This window comes from Pseudoalteromonas sp. MelDa3 (genome assembly GCF_002863625.1).
Classification (GTDB): domain Bacteria; phylum Pseudomonadota; class Gammaproteobacteria; order Enterobacterales; family Alteromonadaceae; genus Pseudoalteromonas; species Pseudoalteromonas arctica.
In genome coordinates, this window is record NZ_PJBR01000010.1 from 76182 (window position 1) to 94682 (window position 18501).

The window sequence follows — 18501 nt, forward strand, 5'->3', positions numbered from 1 at the left end:
AGTACCAAATGTGACCAAAAAAAGGGTCAACTTTAAAATGGTACACAACTTAGGACACAAAAGTCACCAATAATAGCGGCTTACAAAGGTTGTTAACGGTAGATAGGGGGTATTAAAAGCGGTGTAAGTTGTTGTTTTTTAGATGATAAAGGGCGTTATGGGAGGATAAAAATATATAGCGGAATATGACTAAAGGCAATGAATCATTAAGTTTAATAATTGTTTTACTTCTGTTTGAAAGCCTAATGTTTCTTTTTGTGCTGCAGTCATTTATATATCTCCAATTTGCAAAGTGTCTGCGTTATGCACTTAATATGGGGTGAGGTGTTAGAACTTCAAGGGAAAAATCAAAAAAAGGTAAAACGAAAAAATAGAATATCTCGTTTATCTAAAATGGGTGCGGACAATTAATATGAATCTTTTCACCTGTTGTTGGATGTTCAAAATATAAATCGCTGGCATGTAATTGTAAGCGTCCTGCCATGTACTCACTTTGCGCACTTTTATATAAATCACAGCCTAAAATTGGGTGCCCTATAAACTGGCTGTGTATTCGTAATTGATGGGTACGTCCGGTAACGGGCGTAAATTGCACTAAGGTTCTGCACGGTTGTTTAAGCCGCTCAAGCACACTGTATTCACTCACCGCTACTTTGCCCGTCGTTTGGCAAATTTTAACTCGCGGAAAAAGCAGTTTATCTTTTGCTATTGGTGCAGTAATTTCCCCCTCATCAACAGCTAAGCTACCCTCTAACATGGCTACATAACGCTTTTGGATAGTACGCGCCTGAAACTGTTTATTAAGATGCTTTGATGCTTTGGCGTTTAATCCAACAATCATAATGCCCGATGTACCCAAATCTAATCGATGCGGTAACTTTGCCTCAGCAAATGCGGCTGTTAACTCTTTTTGACCATGTACTAAACGGTAATGTACTGAGTCCCAGTTAAGGGGGTTTTTACCAGACAAACTTAATAACCCACTGGGTTTATTGATCAATAAAATATCGTCATCTTGATATAATATTTCAATAAACCCGTCGCATTTAGGCGCTACAAAGTCATCAACAATCATGTGTGGTGCTGAAGGTGTATGCGATGTTGAGTTATCTATTAAGTTAATCATTAAATTAGTCAATATCTTTTGAATGAAGCGCTTTTAAAGCCAATACTTGCTCACGTAAATCGTCTGCTACTACTTTGTCAGCAGCAATCGGGGTACCTACTGCAACCGACACCAAAGACCATTTTAATCGTGGTAGTTGCCACTTAGCTTTTCGGCTAAACATACTTCCCCACAAGCCCCCTAAATGCACAGGAATAACGGGCACAGGTGAGCGCTCAATAATGCGCTCGATTCCACGGCGAAAAATATCGATAGAGCCGTCACTGGTTAGTTTTCCTTCAGGGAAAATACCAACAAGTTCGCCTTTATTAAGCGCAGCAGCCACTTCGTCAAACGCTTTTTTAAACGCTTCTGGATTGGTTTTTTCACTGTTAATGGGAATAGCTTTGGCCATTTTAAATAACCAATGTAGGGCTGGCGAATAATAAATAGGGGCAAATACCATAAATCGGATAGGCCTTGGTGATGCTGCTAAAATAAACATCCAATCGACAAAGCTCACGTGATTACACACTATAACGGCAGCGCCTTCATCTGGAATATTACTTTCACCTTTTGTACGCACTCTGTACATACAAATAGCTAAAATATATATAATAAATCGTAAAAAGAACTCTGGTACTTTGGTATAAATATAAACAGATATAAGCAAGTTTAGCCCAGCAAGTAACAGTAGCAACTCTGAAATACTCCACTGAAAAACAGACAGTGTTACAATACTTAAAACAGCACTGCCCACCATAAACAGTGCATTTAATACATTGTTAGCCGCTATAACTCGTGAGCGACTCGACTCTTCAGTACGCTGTTGAATAAGCGCATACAGCGGTACAGTGTAAAAACCAGAGCCAATACCAATGCCTGCCATCCATACAAAATGCCACAACATGTCGCCTGTTTTTAATAACTGCTCAAGCGTCAATAATTCAAGGTTTTGAGGTAAATAAGAGCTAATAGCGCTCTCTTGGCTCAGTAAGTATAAAAACAAGGTAATTAAAATAGCGCCAAAAGGCACAATTCCTAATTCTATTCGAGAGCGAGAAAGCTTTTCACATAATAACGAACCAATAGCAATACTTAGTGAAAACACAACTAGCGCGCTAGTTACAACCAGTTCATCGCCGCCCATTGTGTGTTTTACATAATTTGGTAGGGACGTTAAAATAATTGCGCCAATTAACCAAAACCAACTGATCCCGAGGACTGATTTACCAACCGATTCTGTTTGCGAATTAAGTGCTGAAAATACGTTTTTCGTGGATGAAAATATATTATAGGTAAATTTTAAGTTAGGCTCGTTTGCCTCACTAATGGGTATAAAGCGACTGCTCACATAACCCATAACAGCCAGTACTAATACGGCAATACTTATAAGCGTAGGCCCTACTGATTGAGTAATATAATAGGTGCCAAAAATTGTACCAATTAATATTGCTACAAATGTGCCTGATTCAACCAAGCCATTCGCTTTTGTTAATTCGTTAGGGGCTACGTGCTGCGGTAAAATAGAGTATTTTAATGGACCAAAAAACGTACTTTGTACGCCCATTAAAAATACGGTGGCTAACATCAGCCAAACATACTGCGTTAAAATAGAGACAGCCCCTACAACCATAATAGGGATTTCACATAGCTTTACGATTCTGATTAGTTTGGATTTTTCTGTTTTTTCAGCTAGCTGCCCCGCCATCCCTGAAAATAAAAAGAAAGGTAGGATAAATAACCCAGCAGCAATATTTGAATAAAGTGCGCCATCAGCAAGCGTTGCAGCCTGGAATATCAATAAAATAAGCACTGATTGCTTATACACGTTATCGTTTATCGCTGAGAAAAACTGCGTAATAAAAAGCGGTAAAAAACGCTTACTACCCAGTAATGTACCTTGGTAGGGTTGATTATCTTTCATTGTATTCCTTACTAATTAGAGACATAGCCCAAAAATATATTATATCAATTTGTTTAATTAAATGATCTATTTTGAGGGCGAAAAAACGTGTTGATAGCTAGGCAAAAAATTCGCTATTTAGTTGTTCTAAATGAGAATTTTTTAACGCAGGTAGCGACACGTTTAGCCCCGCAAAATGATTAAGTATTATTGCGGATTGGTATTTGATTGTTTCTAAGCTTACCTTAAAAACAAAAAAGCCTACATGATTTAATCATGCAGGCCTTTATAATATCTTTTCAAATAGTAACTTAGAGTTAGTCTTGTGTAACTAAACGCCTGCCGCTAAAAGCATGCATAAGCGTTCTACCATCTACTAAATCAAGCTCGCCCCCCACAGGAATACCGTGAGCAATACGCGAAGCACCTACTTTATATTTATGACAAAGCTGAGCAATATAATGAGCTGTAGTATCGCCTTCAACGGTAGGGTTAGTCGCTAAAATAACCTCATTAATACCGCCTTGAGCAAGTTTTTGCTCTAAAACGTCTAAGCCAATTTCTTTAGGGCCGATACCGTCAATTGGCGATAAATGACCCATTAAAACAAAGTATAGCCCTAAATACTGACCTGTTTGCTCAATGGCAAGCACATCAGTAGGCGATTCAACAACACATAATATGCCGCTGTCTTGGCGTTTTGTACTTAAACAAATATCGCACTGAGCTTGTTCGCAAAAGGTGCGACAAGACTGACAATGCCCTATGGCTGTCATTGCTTTAGTCAATGCATTGCCCAGCTGAGTGCCTCCCTTTCGGTCGCGCTCAAGCAAGTGAAAAGCAATACGTTGCGCTGACTTTGGACCAATGCCCGGTTGACAGCGCAGTGCTTCTATAAGCTGATTTAAACTATCTGAAAGTTGCATTATTTACTTAAAACGGCATTTTCATACCTGGTGGTAATTGCATACCGCCAGTCACTTTACCCATGCGCTCTTGTGTTTCTTCTGCAACACGGCGTACAGCATCGTTACATGCTGCTGCAAGTAAGTCTTCAATCATGTCTTTGTCGTCTTCCATCAAGCTTTCATCAAGCTGAACACGACGTACATTGTGGTTACCAAGCATAGTTACTTTAACTAAACCGGCACCGGCTTCGCCAACAACTTCTAATGTTGCTATTTCGTCTTGGGCTTTTTGCATGCGATCTTGCATTTGCTGCGCTTGCTTCATCATGTTGCCCATTCCACCTTTAAACATAACTTTCTCTCTTTCTTTTAATACATTAATTAACATGAACATAAGGGCGATTGTAAGTAATTACAATGCCTGAATACTGTTTTCGTCAATTTCGGCGCTAAATACTTGCTGAAATTGTACTATGTTTTCATCAGATGTGATCACATCGATTGCTTGTTGATGACGACCTGCATCAATTTTTTGCTGAATAAGATAAGGAGAGTCAATAACTCCCTTAGCAAAATTAATACTTAACGACACGTTATGCTCATAAATACTCGACAATGCGGCATCTAATCTTTGGCGAAGCATCGGTGTATCTAAATGCTTTTGTGATTCATCAACGTCTATATGTAAACTGTTGCCTTGCTTGGTAAATATTGAATGCAATGCAAATTGGCGCATACGACCACCAAGTCCCATACGTTTAATTAAATAAGCCCATTCATCTTGTTGATGTGCAAATCTAATTTCACTAATTGGGCTTTGAAAATCATCAGGGGCAGGAATACTTACTTCCTCTGGCACTATTTCAGGCGCTTTTTGAGGGTTTATTTGCTCAAGTAATTCTGGCGCAAGATTTTCAGTAATTGTTTGGTGCTTTGCTTTAAAATCAATCTTACTAGTTGGCTTTATGTTGGAGTGATTATGTGCCTGAGTTTGGCCCCCTGTTACTGGGAGCTCATGCTTTTTTTCACTCTCACCTTCGCTATCAGTTGCCCAAGGAGGGATATCGCCAGACGCAGTACTTGAAGGGCTATTAAGCTCACTTGCACTTATATCTGCACTACCTTGATGAACACTTTGGGCTTGAGGCATTCTTGGATGCTGTTCTGGCTTTTTAGCAGGCGCTTGGCTTGGCTGCACTGCTACATTATTTGCAGATGTACTTGTACTCTTGCCTGATAACCTACCCGCACCCGATATGTTTCTGTCACGTAAAATACGAGCAATGGCAGATTGCGCCTGCGCTTCTTGTTCAGCTATTGGCGTACTTGCATTGTGATTTGTTAAGGGCTCTGGTGAAAACTCTGAGTTTGCAGTAGATGCAGGTTTAAAACCCTGATCTACAGCGCTACTCATTATATCGTCAAACTGCGAAGCTAACGTTTGCTCAGCATCACTATGTTGCATGTAAGCTTCATCTTCACTTTGGCGCTGGGCTTGAGCATCCGAAACAACATTGGTTTGTGGTTGTTCATTAGCTGAAGCCTGTTGTTCAAAAGCGTTTTCACTTTGTTGAACCGGTTGCTCTACTGCAACTTGGGCAGGCTCATTATTACTTTGTACGACGTCATTATTCGATGTCTGAGCAGCAACATTTGGTAAAGGCTCTATCTCAAGGGATTTAGGCTGCTCTGTATTGCTAACTGGCTTAGTATTATTTACAGGGACACTACTTTGGCTAGCTACAGTGTTTTGCGATGTTTTATTTTTATTTAATATATCTCGCAGTGCATTTGCACGGCCTTGTTTATTTGGGGCCGGCTCTTCGTTTACTGTGTGTACAGTTTGTTGAGCGTCTGTAGGATTAAATGCTAATAATCTTAGCATTATCATTTCAAAACCTAAGCGAGGCTCTGGTGCCCATTGTAAATCTTTTTTACCATTTAACAGTAACTGATAATAAATTTGAATTTGTTGTGGGCTCGTATGTTGTGCAACATGAGCAATATAATCTACATTTTTTTCATCTAGCCCTGCCGCTTCTGGCACTAACTGGGTTAGTTGAGTCAAATGCGTAAGTGCAATTAAATCATCAAGCAATGCCACATAATTAGGATTACGACTTGCCACCTGCGCAATCTCATCCATTAGCGCAGCGCCATCTTGTGCAAGTAATGCTGCAAGCAAGCTTTGGCTATAATGAGTATCCATTAAACCAAGCATTGTTTGTACTGCTTGATTATTAATATCACCATTTGTTTGTGCGATAGCTTGGTCGGTTAAGCTAAGCGCATCACGCATACTGCCATCAGCGGCTTTTGAAATAATGCTAAGTGCGTCGGTATCAAAGCTAAGCTGCTCTTGAGTAAGTACGTGTTCAAGCTGTGTTTTAATTTCACTTTGCGACAAGGCATTCAAGTTAAATTGTAAACAGCGAGATAAAATAGTAACTGGTAGTTTTTGAGGATCGGTCGTCGCCAATAAAAATTTCACATGCTCTGGTGGCTCTTCAAGCGTTTTTAAAAGCGCATTAAAGCTGTGCTTAGAAAGCATGTGAACTTCATCGATTAGGTATACTTTATAACGTCCACGTGTTGGTGCATATTGAACGTTATCGAGTATTTCGCGGGTGTCTTCTACTTTTGTACGAGAAGCCGCATCTATTTCGAGTAAGTCAATGTAGCGCCCTGCTTCTATATCTAAACAGCTGCTACATTGGCCACACGGATTGGCAGATATACCTTCGTCGCAATTTAAGCTTTTAGCAAAAATACGCGCAATAGTGGTTTTACCTACACCGCGGGTTCCAGTGAATAAATAAGCGTGATGCAGTCTATTTTGTGTAAGCGCATTTACAAGCGCTTGCTTAACATGAGACTGCCCAACCAATTCATGAAAGGTTTGAGGACGCCATTTTCTCGCTAGAACCTGATAACTCATCGATTACTCGCCTTCGAATTCAACCAATTTTAGGATTTTAATACCCATTTTTTTGATGCGCTGCTCACCACCAAGCTCTGGTAGTGATACAACAAATGCAGCATCTGTGGCTTCGCCACCTAGTTTATGAACTAATTTAGCGGTGGCTTCAATTGTGCCGCCAGTTGCTAATAAGTCATCAACTAATAATACTTTATCGCCAGGTACAATTGCATCAACATGCAGCTCTAGCGTGTCTTCACCGTACTCAAGTAAGTAATCTTGACGAATAACTTCGCGTGGTAACTTACCTGGTTTGCGAACTGGAATAAACGGAATGCCTAATGCGTAAGACAGTGGCGCACCAAAAATAAAGCCACGTGATTCTGTGCCGATTATTTTAGTAAAACCCTGATCTTTATATTCTGCGATAAACGCGTCAATAGTTGCTTTAAAGGCTTCTGGATTTGCCATTAAAGTGGTTACATCGCGAAACATGATGCCCGGCTTTGGATAATCAGCAATTGTAGTTATGCTGTTTTTGATAATTGCTGGTGTTACTTGAGTCATAATTTTAACTGCTCAATTGTTTATATTACAAAGCAGGTGATTATAACCTTAACTAACCTTTAATTGCGAGTTTGGCGTTACTATAAAAGAAGTATTAACTATGGGGGGTAATTAAAATAAAGTGGTTCAAGGCTGAAGTAAGCAACAGCCTTAATAAACGCTATGCATTTTAAGTTAAGCTAGTGATCCAGCCTAATATTGCATTTAAACAACCAATCCCTGCAAATACAGCTAAGAAAGCAAGAAAATAAGTAGCGTTGAACGGATCTTTAAAGTCTTTATCATCTGACATTGGTACAACCTTTTATTAAGCACGACAAATAAGGCTGCCATAATAGACGATGTAAAATCATCAATAAAGACCTTAATCTTGATTTTTTGTCACAATTACACCGCGTTCAACCATTGCATTAAGGGTAACCAATGCGCCTTGAGCAATTTGATCTGCATTAAACTGTGGTGCATGAGCGAATACCTGTTGGCAAACGTCGTCAAATGTCGCTCCATCACTTGCCTCAATAATTGATAGTAATGAAGCAGTCATCGCATTTGTAGCCAGGAATTGAACATCACCATCTTCATCTCTATATACAACAAAATAATTAGGCTGAGGTGATGGCTCTTTTGGTTTAAAGCGATTGCTAATATTTTGAACCGGAAATTGATAACTTAAATTTCTTGCCGTTTTCGATAAATACAAAGCAGAACTAGTAAGCGCTGTTGTTTGTAATTTTTGCTCTTGCTCATCTTCGTGTGCAATCGATACATCTAGCTCTACCCACTCATAATGTGCAAGTTCTAGCATAAACACGGGATCGTATCTTTTCATTTTATAATCACTTGATAAGTAATTAATAAACTCCCCTGCTATATCTAAAAAGTACGGCGAATGACAATCATATTCGCTAAAAAATTGGCGTACAAGGACCAGCCATTGCTTGTCTGTATATAAGGTTTTTAATACCGGAAAACCTGATGATATAAAACCTTCAATGTTATTAAAAAATAGGTCGCGATAAATGGCCATACGTCTGTCTTCGATACCACTGGGCTTTTTATTTTTTTTAGGCTCGCGAATATGCGCCATAAATTCGTTTTGTATTTCAATAAAGCTCATAACCAGGCACTCTTTTAATATTTATAAAGGCTTATATTAAGCTCGTTGTTTTGAAACCGTTGAAGTAATGTGTTTAGCTTGTAGCTCATGAATTATATCTAACTCTTTGGTTAAAATATTCATGGTAGGGATATTAAAATCGCGCTCAAGCAAGGTTGGAAATACGCCATGCACTTCATATGCTTTATCCAGTAGATCCCACACAGGATCAATGACATCAGCACCATGTGTATCCACTATTAAGTCATCAGCCTCATTATAATGGCCTGCAACGTGCCCATAGGCAATACGATTAGAGGGTAACCCAGTTAAAAACGCTTGTGCGTTATAGCCATGATTAATCGAATTCACATAAATGTTATTCACATCCAGTAAAAGCTTGCAGTCTGCTTGCTCTAAAATGGTATTTGTAAATTCCAGCTCTGATAATTGCTGTCCAGGAGCGCCATAATAGGAAACATTTTCTATCGCAATTTGCTGCTCAAGTATGTCTTGTACTTGTTTAATACGAGGGACAACATGTGCTATTGCATCTTGTGTAAACGGAATAGGCATTAAGTCATACATATGGCCTGTACCAGAGCAGTAACTTAAGTGCTCACTAAAGATTTTTATATTGTGCTCTTCAAAAAAAACTTTTAAAGATTTAACAAATTCAACATCCAGTGGTTCGGGTGAACCGATAGACAGTGATAATCCATGACACACAAAATTGTTTGCATCTGTTAATGTTCTAAATTGCTTTTTAAAGCGCCCACCTAGTTTTAACCAGTTCTCTGGCGCAACTTCCAAAAAATCTACTTGATTAGGTACGTGTTCAAGCAGTTCATCAAGCATTTCTCGTCGTAGGCCAAGGCCCACCATCCCGAAATCTGTACTCTGGATTTGTGTCATAACTACCTCTAACTTATCAAAAAAGGGCCTTAAGGCCCTTTTAGCATAACTTATTTAGAATAAGATATTAACGACCGCCACATTTACCTTCGCCGCACTTACCTTCTTTTTTAGTTTTTTTAGCATCGCCGCCGCATTTACCTTCACCACATTTGCCTTCTGTTTTAGCTTTTGCATCTTTTGCATCGCCGCCACATTTACCTTCACCACACTTGCCTTCTGTTTTAGCTTTTGCATCTTTTGCGTCGCCGCCACATTTACCTTCGCCACACTTGCCTTCTGTTTTAGCTTTTGCATCTTTTGCATCGCCGCCACATTTACCTTCGCCACACTTGCCTTCTGTTTTAGCTTTTGCATCTTTTGCATCGCCGCCACATTTACCTTCGCCACACTTACCTTCTGTTTTAGCTTTTGCATCTTTTGCATCGCCGCCACATTTACCTTCACCACACTTACCTTCTTTAGCGTCTAGTTGGTAACCTGTCACTAATTGTTGAAACTCAAATGGGTTGGCTTGTACATCTGCAGATACAAAGCTTGCAGAGCCAACAACTACTGCACCTAAAGTTAACGCGATTGTATTTTTTTTAACTGTATTCATTTTGTGACTCTCTTTAATCAAGTATTGTAAATCTCAGCAATAAAAATGTATTTTAAATTGCTTGTATGCTTAAGTAGACCTGTACAAGAATAAAAACTTTCATTTATTTTCATAATATTTACTTTTGCGGTTTCTACATTAAATATGGTTGGTAATTACAGATTTATCAATTTGTGATTTACAGGTAAACTATGCGTCCAGTTTTTTATCAAAATTAATCACTTTATGAAACTTGTTTTAGCACCTATGGAAGGTGTCGTTGATTTTAAAATGCGCCAATTACTTACAGACATTGGTGGGTTCGATTTGTGCGTTACCGAGTTTGTAAGAGTGGTTGAAACATGCTTACCTGATAAAGTTTTTCATCGATTTTGCCCTGAACTACATAATAATGGATTTACGCGAGCAGGTACTCCTGTGCGTGTTCAATTACTCGGCCAAGAAGCAAATCCGTTAGCCGAAAATGCAGTAAGAGCAATTGCTTTAGGATCTCATGGGGTCGACCTTAACTTTGGTTGCCCAGCAAAAACCGTTAATCGTAGTCGAGGGGGTGCTGTACTGCTTAAAGATCCTGACCACATGTATACGATTATTAAAGCAGTCCGAGATGCTGTAGATGATAAACATGAAGTAAGTGCAAAAATTCGCTTAGGCTTTGATGATGACAGTAACAGCCAAGAAATTGTTGATGCTGTGGTAAGTGCAGGCGCAAATAGTGTAGCTATACACGCCAGAACCAAACGTGATGGTTATAACCCGCCAGCTTATTGGGAAAAAATTCCACCAATAATAAAAGATAAAAATATTGCCGTTGTTGCCAATGGTGAAATTTGGCAAGTTGAGGACGCAATGCTTTGCCAAAAACGAAGTGGATGTACTGATTTGATGCTTGGTCGTGGCGCCCTTTCGCACCCTGATTTAGCAAAAAAAATTAAAGCTCATGTAAATAATGAACAATATGATGGCCTTCAATGGGAGCATATTATTTATCACTTAATCCACTCTGCTATTCATCAAGACCCTGCAAAAGATGAAAAGTATTTTGCTTCTCGTACAAAGCAATGGCTAGGTTACCTTAAACGCCAATACCCGCAAGCGATCGATTTATTTGATGAAATCAGGCGTTTAAAAAGTAAAGAAGATGTGGCAAGCGTATTAAATAAATACGCCAAAGCACCGCAACTTGATTCAAATCATAACGGCTAACCTAAAGCCTCTAGATAATATCAGTATAACGTGAAGCCAATTTAATAAGGTTGTACTGATAATGCATCATCAAAAAAGACTAAACGATGAAATAGCACAAATTAAATTAAATATATTAACTATGCTTTCTAAATCAGCCTACCCTACACATCAGCATTTAATACAAATTTTAGATAATACAGCAAACAATGAATGGTTAGACTGTGCAGCAGAGAAGCTAGGTCCTGAGTATGCATTTTTGATCAGTCGCATGACTAAATTAGAAGCAGCGGTCAGCCAAATAGAAATTGGGCAATATGGCTACTGCTGCGACTGTGAAGAAAAAATACCAGCCAAATCACTTGAACTAGATCCCGCAACCCAACGGTGTACAAAGTGCGCACAATAAGCGCACTTTCAAATCATTATATAATTTGTTGTATAAAGCTAAATGATTGCCCTGGGTAGAGTATTATATCTTCAACTAAATATTGAGCCTCTTCTTGGGTGATTTCTAAGCGTTTCATAAGATTCACCTTTGCCTGTGGCAAAGTCCACGCATGGTAATGAATGCCAATATCTGATTCCATCATTGCAAGCATCAATGTTTTATCTTTATCAGACATGTTCATATTGCTCGCCATTGCAGGTAAGTCTTGATAATCAGCCTGCCAATCAAGCCCTTCAATTAATTTTTCATTCGATAGATACTGCACTAAAAACGATTTTTTATGAGAAATAGACAATTTACTGTCGAATGCAACACGATCTAATACTTTTATATTTTCATTTAAAATAGTAACCCACTCTAGCGGTGAATGTACTTCGCCACTAAAGTAATTTAGTTTGCTCTGATACCACTGTGACCCATTTGGCAGGCCTCTCAGACCAACACTACCTCTAGGCTTGTAACTAGCTAAATAATCGCTAAAAGCTCTTATATGACTCTTAAGCGCTGGTTGAACGTCATTACTACCTATCGCAATCAATACATAGCTTTGTAGTAGTGTGAGCTCAATTTTATTCAGCTTTAAATTGCTTTGTTTAGCACTGTCTAGCGTATCTTGGGTTAACTTAAGCCAAGTAATAATATTATCCGGCGTACTTTTTGAACCCTCAAAAGCAAGCATGTTTTTTAATACGTCTACTTGAGCCGGCCAATTAAAATAGCGCTCAGGAAAGCGCTCTGCAATAACCAAGTAGTTTACTTGTGCAATTTGATTGAGATTAAGCTCCATACCCATTAGGTTCTGATAAATAGTATGACGTTTAACTAAATACGCATCAGAAAAGACCAATTGCTCTTTAGTAATCCTATCGATTTTTTTAGCGTCTGGTTGTACAAGTGCCATGTTTAAAGTTTTTAAAGCAACTTGTGCGTCTTCAAATGACTCATAAGGTTGAGGCTGCTTTGAACATGCAGCTAAAAATAAGCACAGTAGTAATGAAAAAGAGAGCTTTTTATACATAGTAGTTCCAATAAAAAAAGCCCCAGAGGGGCTTTTTATAAGTTGCTTTAGCTAATTAAAATTAAATTTTAACACCGTTGCGAGCGGCTTTATCTTTAATATATGTAGACCAACCTTTTGCAAACTTACGTGTGCGAGGGTCATCCATAGCTTTAGTAATTGCAGCATATGCTTGCTTATACTTACCTTGATAGTAATACGCTTCAGCTAAATCTGAATAAATAGTACCTTTTTTGTCAGAGCCAAGCTCTAATGCTTTGTTCAAACGAACAACAGCAGCACTGAATTTTTCAGATTGTAAAAGTAATGAACCAGCTTTACGGTAAAGTTCAGCGTCGTCATCAAATTTAGCAGCTTCTTCGTAGTACTTAGCAGCTTTTTCTAGATCCTTAGAGCGATGATAGTTACTAGCAATCGCGCTAACATTCTGCTTTGTACGTTTTACTTTTTCACTCTTAACGGCCTTTTCTAGCGTTACAGCTGCTCTAAAAGGGATCTCGTTTAGAGAGTAAAAGTTAGATAAGACTTTATACTCAACTTCATTTTCAAAGTAACCGTTCTTGTAAGCAACTTCCATCGTTGCTAAACCTTTTTGATAGTCTTCGGTTTGTAGGTAATATTTACCTAAGCTAACCCAAGCTTTTTTATCATCAGGCCATACACGAACAATCTCTTCGCCAATCTTAACCATGTTTGCATAATCTTTAAGTTCAAAGTATGCACCCAGTTTTAATTGGTAAGGACCTTTATTAGGTTCTTTTTGAAGTTTAATTGCCTTATCTGCTGGTTCAAAAACATCACGAAATTGCTCTAACTGATAGTTAGCTTGGGCAATACGCGTGTAAACCGTAGGATCTTCTTCACCGGTAAAATCCATCCAAGTAACATAAGCTTTTTTGGCTTCTTGATACTTTTCTGTGCCAGCGTATAAATCACCTAACAGCTTTAGAGTTTGTTCTTGATCAGCAAAGTTTAAAACATCAGGGGCAACTGCTTGCTTAGAGTACTTAATCGCTTCGTCATACTTTTCTTTTTGAGCGTACATGCTACCTAAGTAACGATTTACGGTCGCTTTATCAAAGTCATTCGAAGGTTCAATCTCTCTAAGCAAAACAATTGCTTCATCAACTTTTTCTTCGTTGTACAAGTCAAATGCTTTAATTACCTTTTTACCAGTACGCTCGCCCATGATTTTAGTTTTTGCTTTTTTACGCTCTTCAATCTTTGCGTAATCTGGCGCTGCTAAAACAGATGCACTTAAAGTAGCACCCGACACAGACATAAGAATCGCAAGAGCAGTTACTTTAGAAAAATTTCTCATTACTCGCCTCCTTAGTTGCCTTGGTTAAGTTTAAAGTCTAATTGAACTTGTAAACCTGGTTGTTTCTGTGGTTTTCCGTCAATGATCTTAGGACGGTACTTCCACTTACGCAGTGCTCGTTTAGCTTCACGGTCAAAGATACGTTTTGGATCTGCGTCAATTACTTCAACGTCAGTTACTCCACCTAACTCATCAATTGTGAATGAAAGTTGTACCCAACCTTCTTTGCCATCACGTGCTGCTTGCGTTGGATATTTTGGTTCTATACGAACGATAGGTGTCGCATCACCATCTCGTCCAAATGCACCAGGACCACTTAGTCCACCAGCTGAACTACCAACATCAATGCTACCCATGTTAAATGACATAGCACCAGGGTTTGGATTATTATTTTCCGGCTGTGGCGGCTGCGGTTTAGGCGGCTGCTTTGGCGGTGGTGGAGGAGGAGGCGGTACACGCTTCCTCTCCTGCACCTTAGATTCAGGCGGATTCGTCATTATTTCGACTATGATCTGCTCTTTTTGTTCCGTATTACGGTCAGCCCCACCAGAGATGAGGAAGGCCATGAAGTAGAACAAGCCGAAAGTAACTGCCCCACCTGCAATCAGTGAAAACAGAAAACGAATCATTACTGATCTCCAGCTATTGAAATTCTAAGGTTGTCACCCGTCGCTTTAATCTGGTCCATAACTTTAACCACTGTGCCGTGTTTAGCTTCTTTATCAGCTTGTATAATCACAACTTCAGTAGGTTGTTCTGCTAATAAACTTTCGATTTTTGCTGAAATACGTTCAACATCAATTTGTTGTTTATCAACCCAGATTTCGCCGTTACTACGAATAGCAATAAAAATGTTAGCATTTTTTTGCTTAGTAGCTTGGGCAGCTTTTGGTTTATTGACCTCGATACCAGCCTCTTTAACGAACGATGTAGTTACGATAAAGAAAATAAGCATGATAAATACGATGTCAAGCATTGGCGTCATATCAACCGCTGCTTCTTCTTCTTCACGAAAACGTTGTTTACGTGCCATATTTAATTCTCTCTCTAGTGATGAGGCATACTATCAATAAGTTTGGCTTTCACCATTTTAGCTTTTGTCTCAAGACGTGAGCTAAAAAATACTCCAGATAGTGCCGCAACCATTCCAGCCATTGTTGGGATTGTTGCCATTGAAATACCTGATGCCATTAAGCGTGCATTACCCGTACCCTGGTTGGCCATGGTTTCAAAAACCGAGATCATACCAGTAACAGTACCAAGTAAGCCTATTAAAGGACAAACAGCTACTAATGTCTTAATCAACAACATACGCTGATCTAATTTTTCAGACGCTTCAGAAATCCATGCTTCACGGATTCTGTGTGCGTACCAAGACGTAGTGTCTTGGCGGGCATCCCACTTTGCTACAATTTCTTTCGCTGTGCGAGGAAACTCTGCAAGTAGAAACCAATAGCGCTCAATCATTAAAACCCACATCAGAAAGAGTGCTATCGCGACCACGTATAAAACCTGGCCGCCTGTGCCAACAAAATCCCTGATAGATTCCCATATCTCCATCAGGACTAGCATTAGGCTTTCTCCTTCTCCGCGTGAGTAGCAACGATACCCGCGCTTTGCTCATCAAGGATGTGTAATACCGACTTACTACGACCAGCTACAAGAGCATGAAGTAGAATTAGTGGTAATGCAGCAATTAGACCTAGCGCTGTAGTTACAAGTGCTAGAGAGATGTTACCTGCCATGATCTTCGGATCACCCGTACCGAACAATGTGATTGTTTGGAACGTTAAGATCATACCGATTACTGTACCTAGTAGACCTAGTAATGGTGCGATTGCAGCAAGAATCTTAATTATGTTGATACCAGCTTCGATGCGCGGCGTTTCACGTAGAATCGCTTCATCAAGTTTAAGCTCAAGGTTTTCAACATCTTGGTTCTTGTTGTCATGGTACACTTTAAGAATACGACCCAGTGGGTTATTTGTATTCGGTGTAGCAACATTTTTAAGCTGGCTCTTAATCTTACTAGTAGTAAGTGTAAGGTCAACAAAGCGAATTAGAGTAATTAGCATACCTAAAGCTAGTAAAGCTGTAATGATATAACCAACTACGCCACCTTGATGGAAGTATTCCATAAGTGTCGCTTTTTGAGTGTTGATACGTAAGATAGCACCACGAGTCGGATCGATATAAACACCAGCGTAGTTATCTGGTGATGTATTTTCAAGATCAGTGATACCGTCTAAGATATAGCTATCAGGCTGTTTACCTAGAGGCTGAATAGACTTAGTTTCTGGTGAATAAATTAAGTAACCATCGTCTGTAACTAAGTTAAAGTTACCGATACGCGTTACTTTCTTCATTGACGGGTTACCGTCAAGACCAGCAACTTCAGTTTCAAAAGTTGAAACTTTAGCTGATTCAGTCATTTCTGTTTGAAGTGAAATCCAAAGCTCTTCAAGTTCACGAACAGTTGGAAGTTCTTTAGCAGCAGCTAATGAACGTAAGATTTCTGCACGGCCAGGTTTCTCAGCACTAACTAGTGATGCTTCGATAGAACCGATAGCGTCTTGAGCTGCACGACGTACAACACCAAACATCTCACCCAAAGTACCTTGAGCACTTTGAAGAGCAGCTTCTTTTTCAGCTAACGTGTTTTCATTTTGTGCATATTGCTTAGTTAAGCTTTCACCACGAGACTTCTCAGAAGCAAGTTGGCTTTTAGCTTTATTAAGTAAAGATTGCTTGTCAGCACGATCTGATAAGAACTCTTGTTCACGTTTCTTATCGATTTTACCTTCAGAGATACGCTCTTGCTTTACTTGCTCAAGTATTTTATCTAGAGCTCCAGTATTTGCATGTGCATTTAACGCGGTACCTGCAGAAACAGTTAGTACTGCGGCAACAGCAAAACCTTTAAATAGTTTCTTCATTATTGATTACTCCGCGCCAAAGATAGGTAGTTTAACAAGTTCTAATGTCGCTTGCTTACGCGCCATACGAATAACTTCTTTAACAGGTTTTAGGTATTCTTCACCTAATTCTTTCCACTGTTTAGTGTTGTTATCCCACACCCAAGCATGTTTCAAGTCAAAAGACTGAGCAACGTAAGTAATACGACCTAACTGACCGATATCAACGTTAATACTTTTGCCATCAACTTCTAGTGTACCTTGTGAAGCAGATACAAGTGAGCTGTATGCTGTTTCAATAGTGTAAGCTTCAAGTACTTGACGGAATTTTTCAGACGTCGTTACAGACGCAGAAACCATGATTTCACGTAGTCTTTCAACACGTCCTAAACGCGTCTCTAGATTAAATGGAACGTCCGCTTTGATGAATTGCTCAAGCGTATCGATCATGCGATACATCAAAGGCACAACGTTTTGTTTCGTGTTATCAATCGTAGCGATTTGACGATCAAACGATTCAATAGACGCGTTTTGGCTATCAACCAAGCGCGACACGTGATCGTTATACACTTTCATAAGTTCAGTCTCATCAACAACGCTACGGTACTCAGCGATTAGCTCCTGAGTTTGACCATATACATTGTCAATTTTAGTTTGAGACTTAACCGCAGCCTTTTGAATTTGTTGACCTGCTTTTTGCACGTCATTCAAAGGATCTGCAATCACATTGCTGCTTGCAAATGCAAATGCGCCAACCAACGCAGTTGCTACAAGACTCTTTCTGATTTTAACAGACATAGTTCCCAACCAATTAAGTAATGTTACTTTTATAATTTAATTATCCTCCGAAGAGAACAACCCTGATATCTTTTAATAGATATCAACCTTCCAATAATGCTAAATGCAATTAGCGCTGTCAACTTGATGTTTACTAATCTCTGCAAATAAATAGCTAAGTTAATGCTTAAACAAAAGTACCAGCACACAACTGTTAACATTATTGCAACCAAGCTTTTGCTTAATATTTCGATTAAAGCCTTTTGAGGGGTGTATTTATTCGCATTGTACTGACATAAAACAACATTATTGCAACATTTAGCCAAAGCTGAATTCGCACTGAAAAAAAACAAAAAAAAATATAGATAGATATAACAAAAGTTATTTTTTAAACGATTTCAGCACATTTTATCTCCCCAATAACACTTCATCTGAAAAAACAAACCATTTGTCGCACAAAAAAACAACACTGGATAATCTACAATACCGCCCACCTTGCTTTATGCACGCAATGCCTAAAGCCATTTATAAAACGTGTTTCCCATAAATAGTAATAATAAGTTTCTTTTAGCAAGGCCTGAAATAGCCAAATAGCTTTCGATAATTAGACGAGTTACATTTACCGCTTTAGAGTGCTCATTAATACTATTTAACAGTTAAATTTATTTAGTAACAAAGTTAATCACAAAAAGCTGCTCAACTTTAATAATAATGGACTATAAATGATGCCTAACGCTTCCATAATAAGCTATCAGAGGTCTATAGAGGTTCCCTTGCCCATTTATAGTTAAAGTACAAAACTTCAATCTGATTGCA

At 39.0% G+C, this 18501-nt stretch carries 19 protein-coding genes; 2 read left to right on the forward strand and 17 right to left on the reverse strand.

Features of this window, described 5'->3' with window-relative positions:
• Nucleotides 1-388 precede the first annotated feature (388 nt).
• From CXF89_RS04135 to CXF89_RS04175, 10 genes are all read right to left on the reverse strand, one after another.
• Complete coding sequence (locus tag CXF89_RS04135; protein WP_121953895.1) at nt 389-1126, reverse strand: RluA family pseudouridine synthase; 738 nt, start codon at nt 1124-1126, stop codon at nt 389-391.
• A gap of 4 nt (nt 1127-1130) precedes the next feature.
• Nucleotides 1131-3032: an MFS transporter gene (locus CXF89_RS04140; protein WP_121953896.1), complete on the reverse strand. Its 1902-nt coding sequence runs from the start codon at nt 3030-3032 to the stop codon at nt 1131-1133.
• A gap of 296 nt (nt 3033-3328) precedes the next feature.
• Nucleotides 3329-3937 (reverse strand): recombination mediator RecR, encoded by a 609-nt coding sequence (gene recR, locus CXF89_RS04145; protein WP_008165968.1) that lies wholly within the window; start codon nt 3935-3937, stop codon nt 3329-3331.
• A gap of 7 nt (nt 3938-3944) precedes the next feature.
• Nucleotides 3945-4271 (reverse strand): YbaB/EbfC family nucleoid-associated protein, encoded by a 327-nt coding sequence (locus CXF89_RS04150; RefSeq protein ID WP_002962306.1) that lies wholly within the window; start codon nt 4269-4271, stop codon nt 3945-3947.
• Between the two features lie 60 nt (nt 4272-4331).
• Nucleotides 4332-6857: a DNA polymerase III subunit gamma/tau gene (gene dnaX / locus CXF89_RS04155; RefSeq protein WP_121953897.1), complete on the reverse strand. Its 2526-nt coding sequence runs from the start codon at nt 6855-6857 to the stop codon at nt 4332-4334.
• 3 nt (nt 6858-6860) lie between these two features.
• On the reverse strand, nt 6861-7406 hold the full coding sequence (apt, locus tag CXF89_RS04160; RefSeq protein ID WP_007584093.1) for an adenine phosphoribosyltransferase: 546 nt from the start codon (nt 7404-7406) through the stop codon (nt 6861-6863).
• Nucleotides 7407-7575: 169 nt separating this feature from the next.
• The gene (locus tag CXF89_RS21345) at nt 7576-7698 is read right to left on the reverse strand and encodes a hypothetical protein (protein WP_002962301.1); all 123 of its coding nucleotides are present in this window, start codon (nt 7696-7698) and stop codon (nt 7576-7578) included.
• Between the two features lie 72 nt (nt 7699-7770).
• Entirely contained in the window at nt 7771-8523 is a 753-nt protein-coding gene (locus tag CXF89_RS04165) for an HvfC family RiPP maturation protein (protein WP_121953898.1), read from the reverse strand.
• Nucleotides 8524-8559: 36 nt separating this feature from the next.
• Entirely contained in the window at nt 8560-9417 is an 858-nt protein-coding gene (locus CXF89_RS04170) for an HvfB family MNIO-type RiPP peptide maturase (protein WP_121953899.1), read from the reverse strand.
• 67 nt (nt 9418-9484) lie between these two features.
• On the reverse strand, nt 9485-10018 hold the full coding sequence (locus CXF89_RS04175; protein WP_010553389.1) for an HvfA family oxazolone/thioamide-modified RiPP metallophore: 534 nt from the start codon (nt 10016-10018) through the stop codon (nt 9485-9487).
• A 225-nt stretch (nt 10019-10243) separates the two neighbouring features.
• On the opposite strand from CXF89_RS04175, the gene CXF89_RS04180 reads away from it, so the two are divergent.
• Both CXF89_RS04180 and CXF89_RS04185 read left to right on the forward strand, forming a co-directional pair.
• On the forward strand, nt 10244-11224 hold the full coding sequence (locus CXF89_RS04180; protein WP_007583877.1) for a tRNA-dihydrouridine synthase: 981 nt from the start codon (nt 10244-10246) through the stop codon (nt 11222-11224).
• A gap of 61 nt (nt 11225-11285) precedes the next feature.
• Nucleotides 11286-11612, forward strand: coding sequence for a TraR/DksA C4-type zinc finger protein (locus CXF89_RS04185; protein WP_024590816.1), 327 nt, complete (start codon nt 11286-11288; stop codon nt 11610-11612).
• A gap of 16 nt (nt 11613-11628) precedes the next feature.
• On the opposite strand, the gene CXF89_RS04190 is transcribed toward CXF89_RS04185, so the two are convergent.
• The 7 genes from CXF89_RS04190 to CXF89_RS04220 all read right to left on the reverse strand — a co-directional run bounded on the left by CXF89_RS04190 (nt 11629) and on the right by CXF89_RS04220 (nt 17706).
• Complete coding sequence (locus tag CXF89_RS04190) at nt 11629-12672, reverse strand: hypothetical protein (protein WP_121953900.1); 1044 nt, start codon at nt 12670-12672, stop codon at nt 11629-11631.
• A 61-nt stretch (nt 12673-12733) separates the two neighbouring features.
• Entirely contained in the window at nt 12734-13993 is a 1260-nt protein-coding gene (locus CXF89_RS04195; RefSeq protein WP_010553387.1) for a tetratricopeptide repeat protein, read from the reverse strand.
• An 11-nt stretch (nt 13994-14004) separates the two neighbouring features.
• Nucleotides 14005-14622 (reverse strand): energy transducer TonB, encoded by a 618-nt coding sequence (locus CXF89_RS04200; RefSeq protein WP_007583869.1) that lies wholly within the window; start codon nt 14620-14622, stop codon nt 14005-14007.
• Nucleotides 14622-15026 carry an ExbD/TolR family protein gene (locus tag CXF89_RS04205; protein ID WP_007583867.1) on the reverse strand — a complete coding sequence of 135 codons (405 nt, stop codon included), beginning with the start codon at nt 15024-15026 and terminating at the stop codon, nt 14622-14624. Before CXF89_RS04205 ends, CXF89_RS04200 begins: the two co-directional genes overlap by 1 nt.
• Before the next feature lie 14 nt (nt 15027-15040).
• On the reverse strand, nt 15041-15565 hold the full coding sequence (locus CXF89_RS04210; protein WP_002961709.1) for a MotA/TolQ/ExbB proton channel family protein: 525 nt from the start codon (nt 15563-15565) through the stop codon (nt 15041-15043).
• Entirely contained in the window at nt 15565-16929 is a 1365-nt protein-coding gene (locus CXF89_RS04215; protein WP_007583865.1) for a MotA/TolQ/ExbB proton channel family protein, read from the reverse strand. Before CXF89_RS04215 ends, CXF89_RS04210 begins: the two co-directional genes overlap by 1 nt.
• Nucleotides 16930-16935: 6 nt before the next feature.
• Complete coding sequence (locus tag CXF89_RS04220) at nt 16936-17706, reverse strand: DUF3450 domain-containing protein (protein ID WP_024590812.1); 771 nt, start codon at nt 17704-17706, stop codon at nt 16936-16938.
• Nucleotides 17707-18501 lie beyond the last annotated feature (795 nt).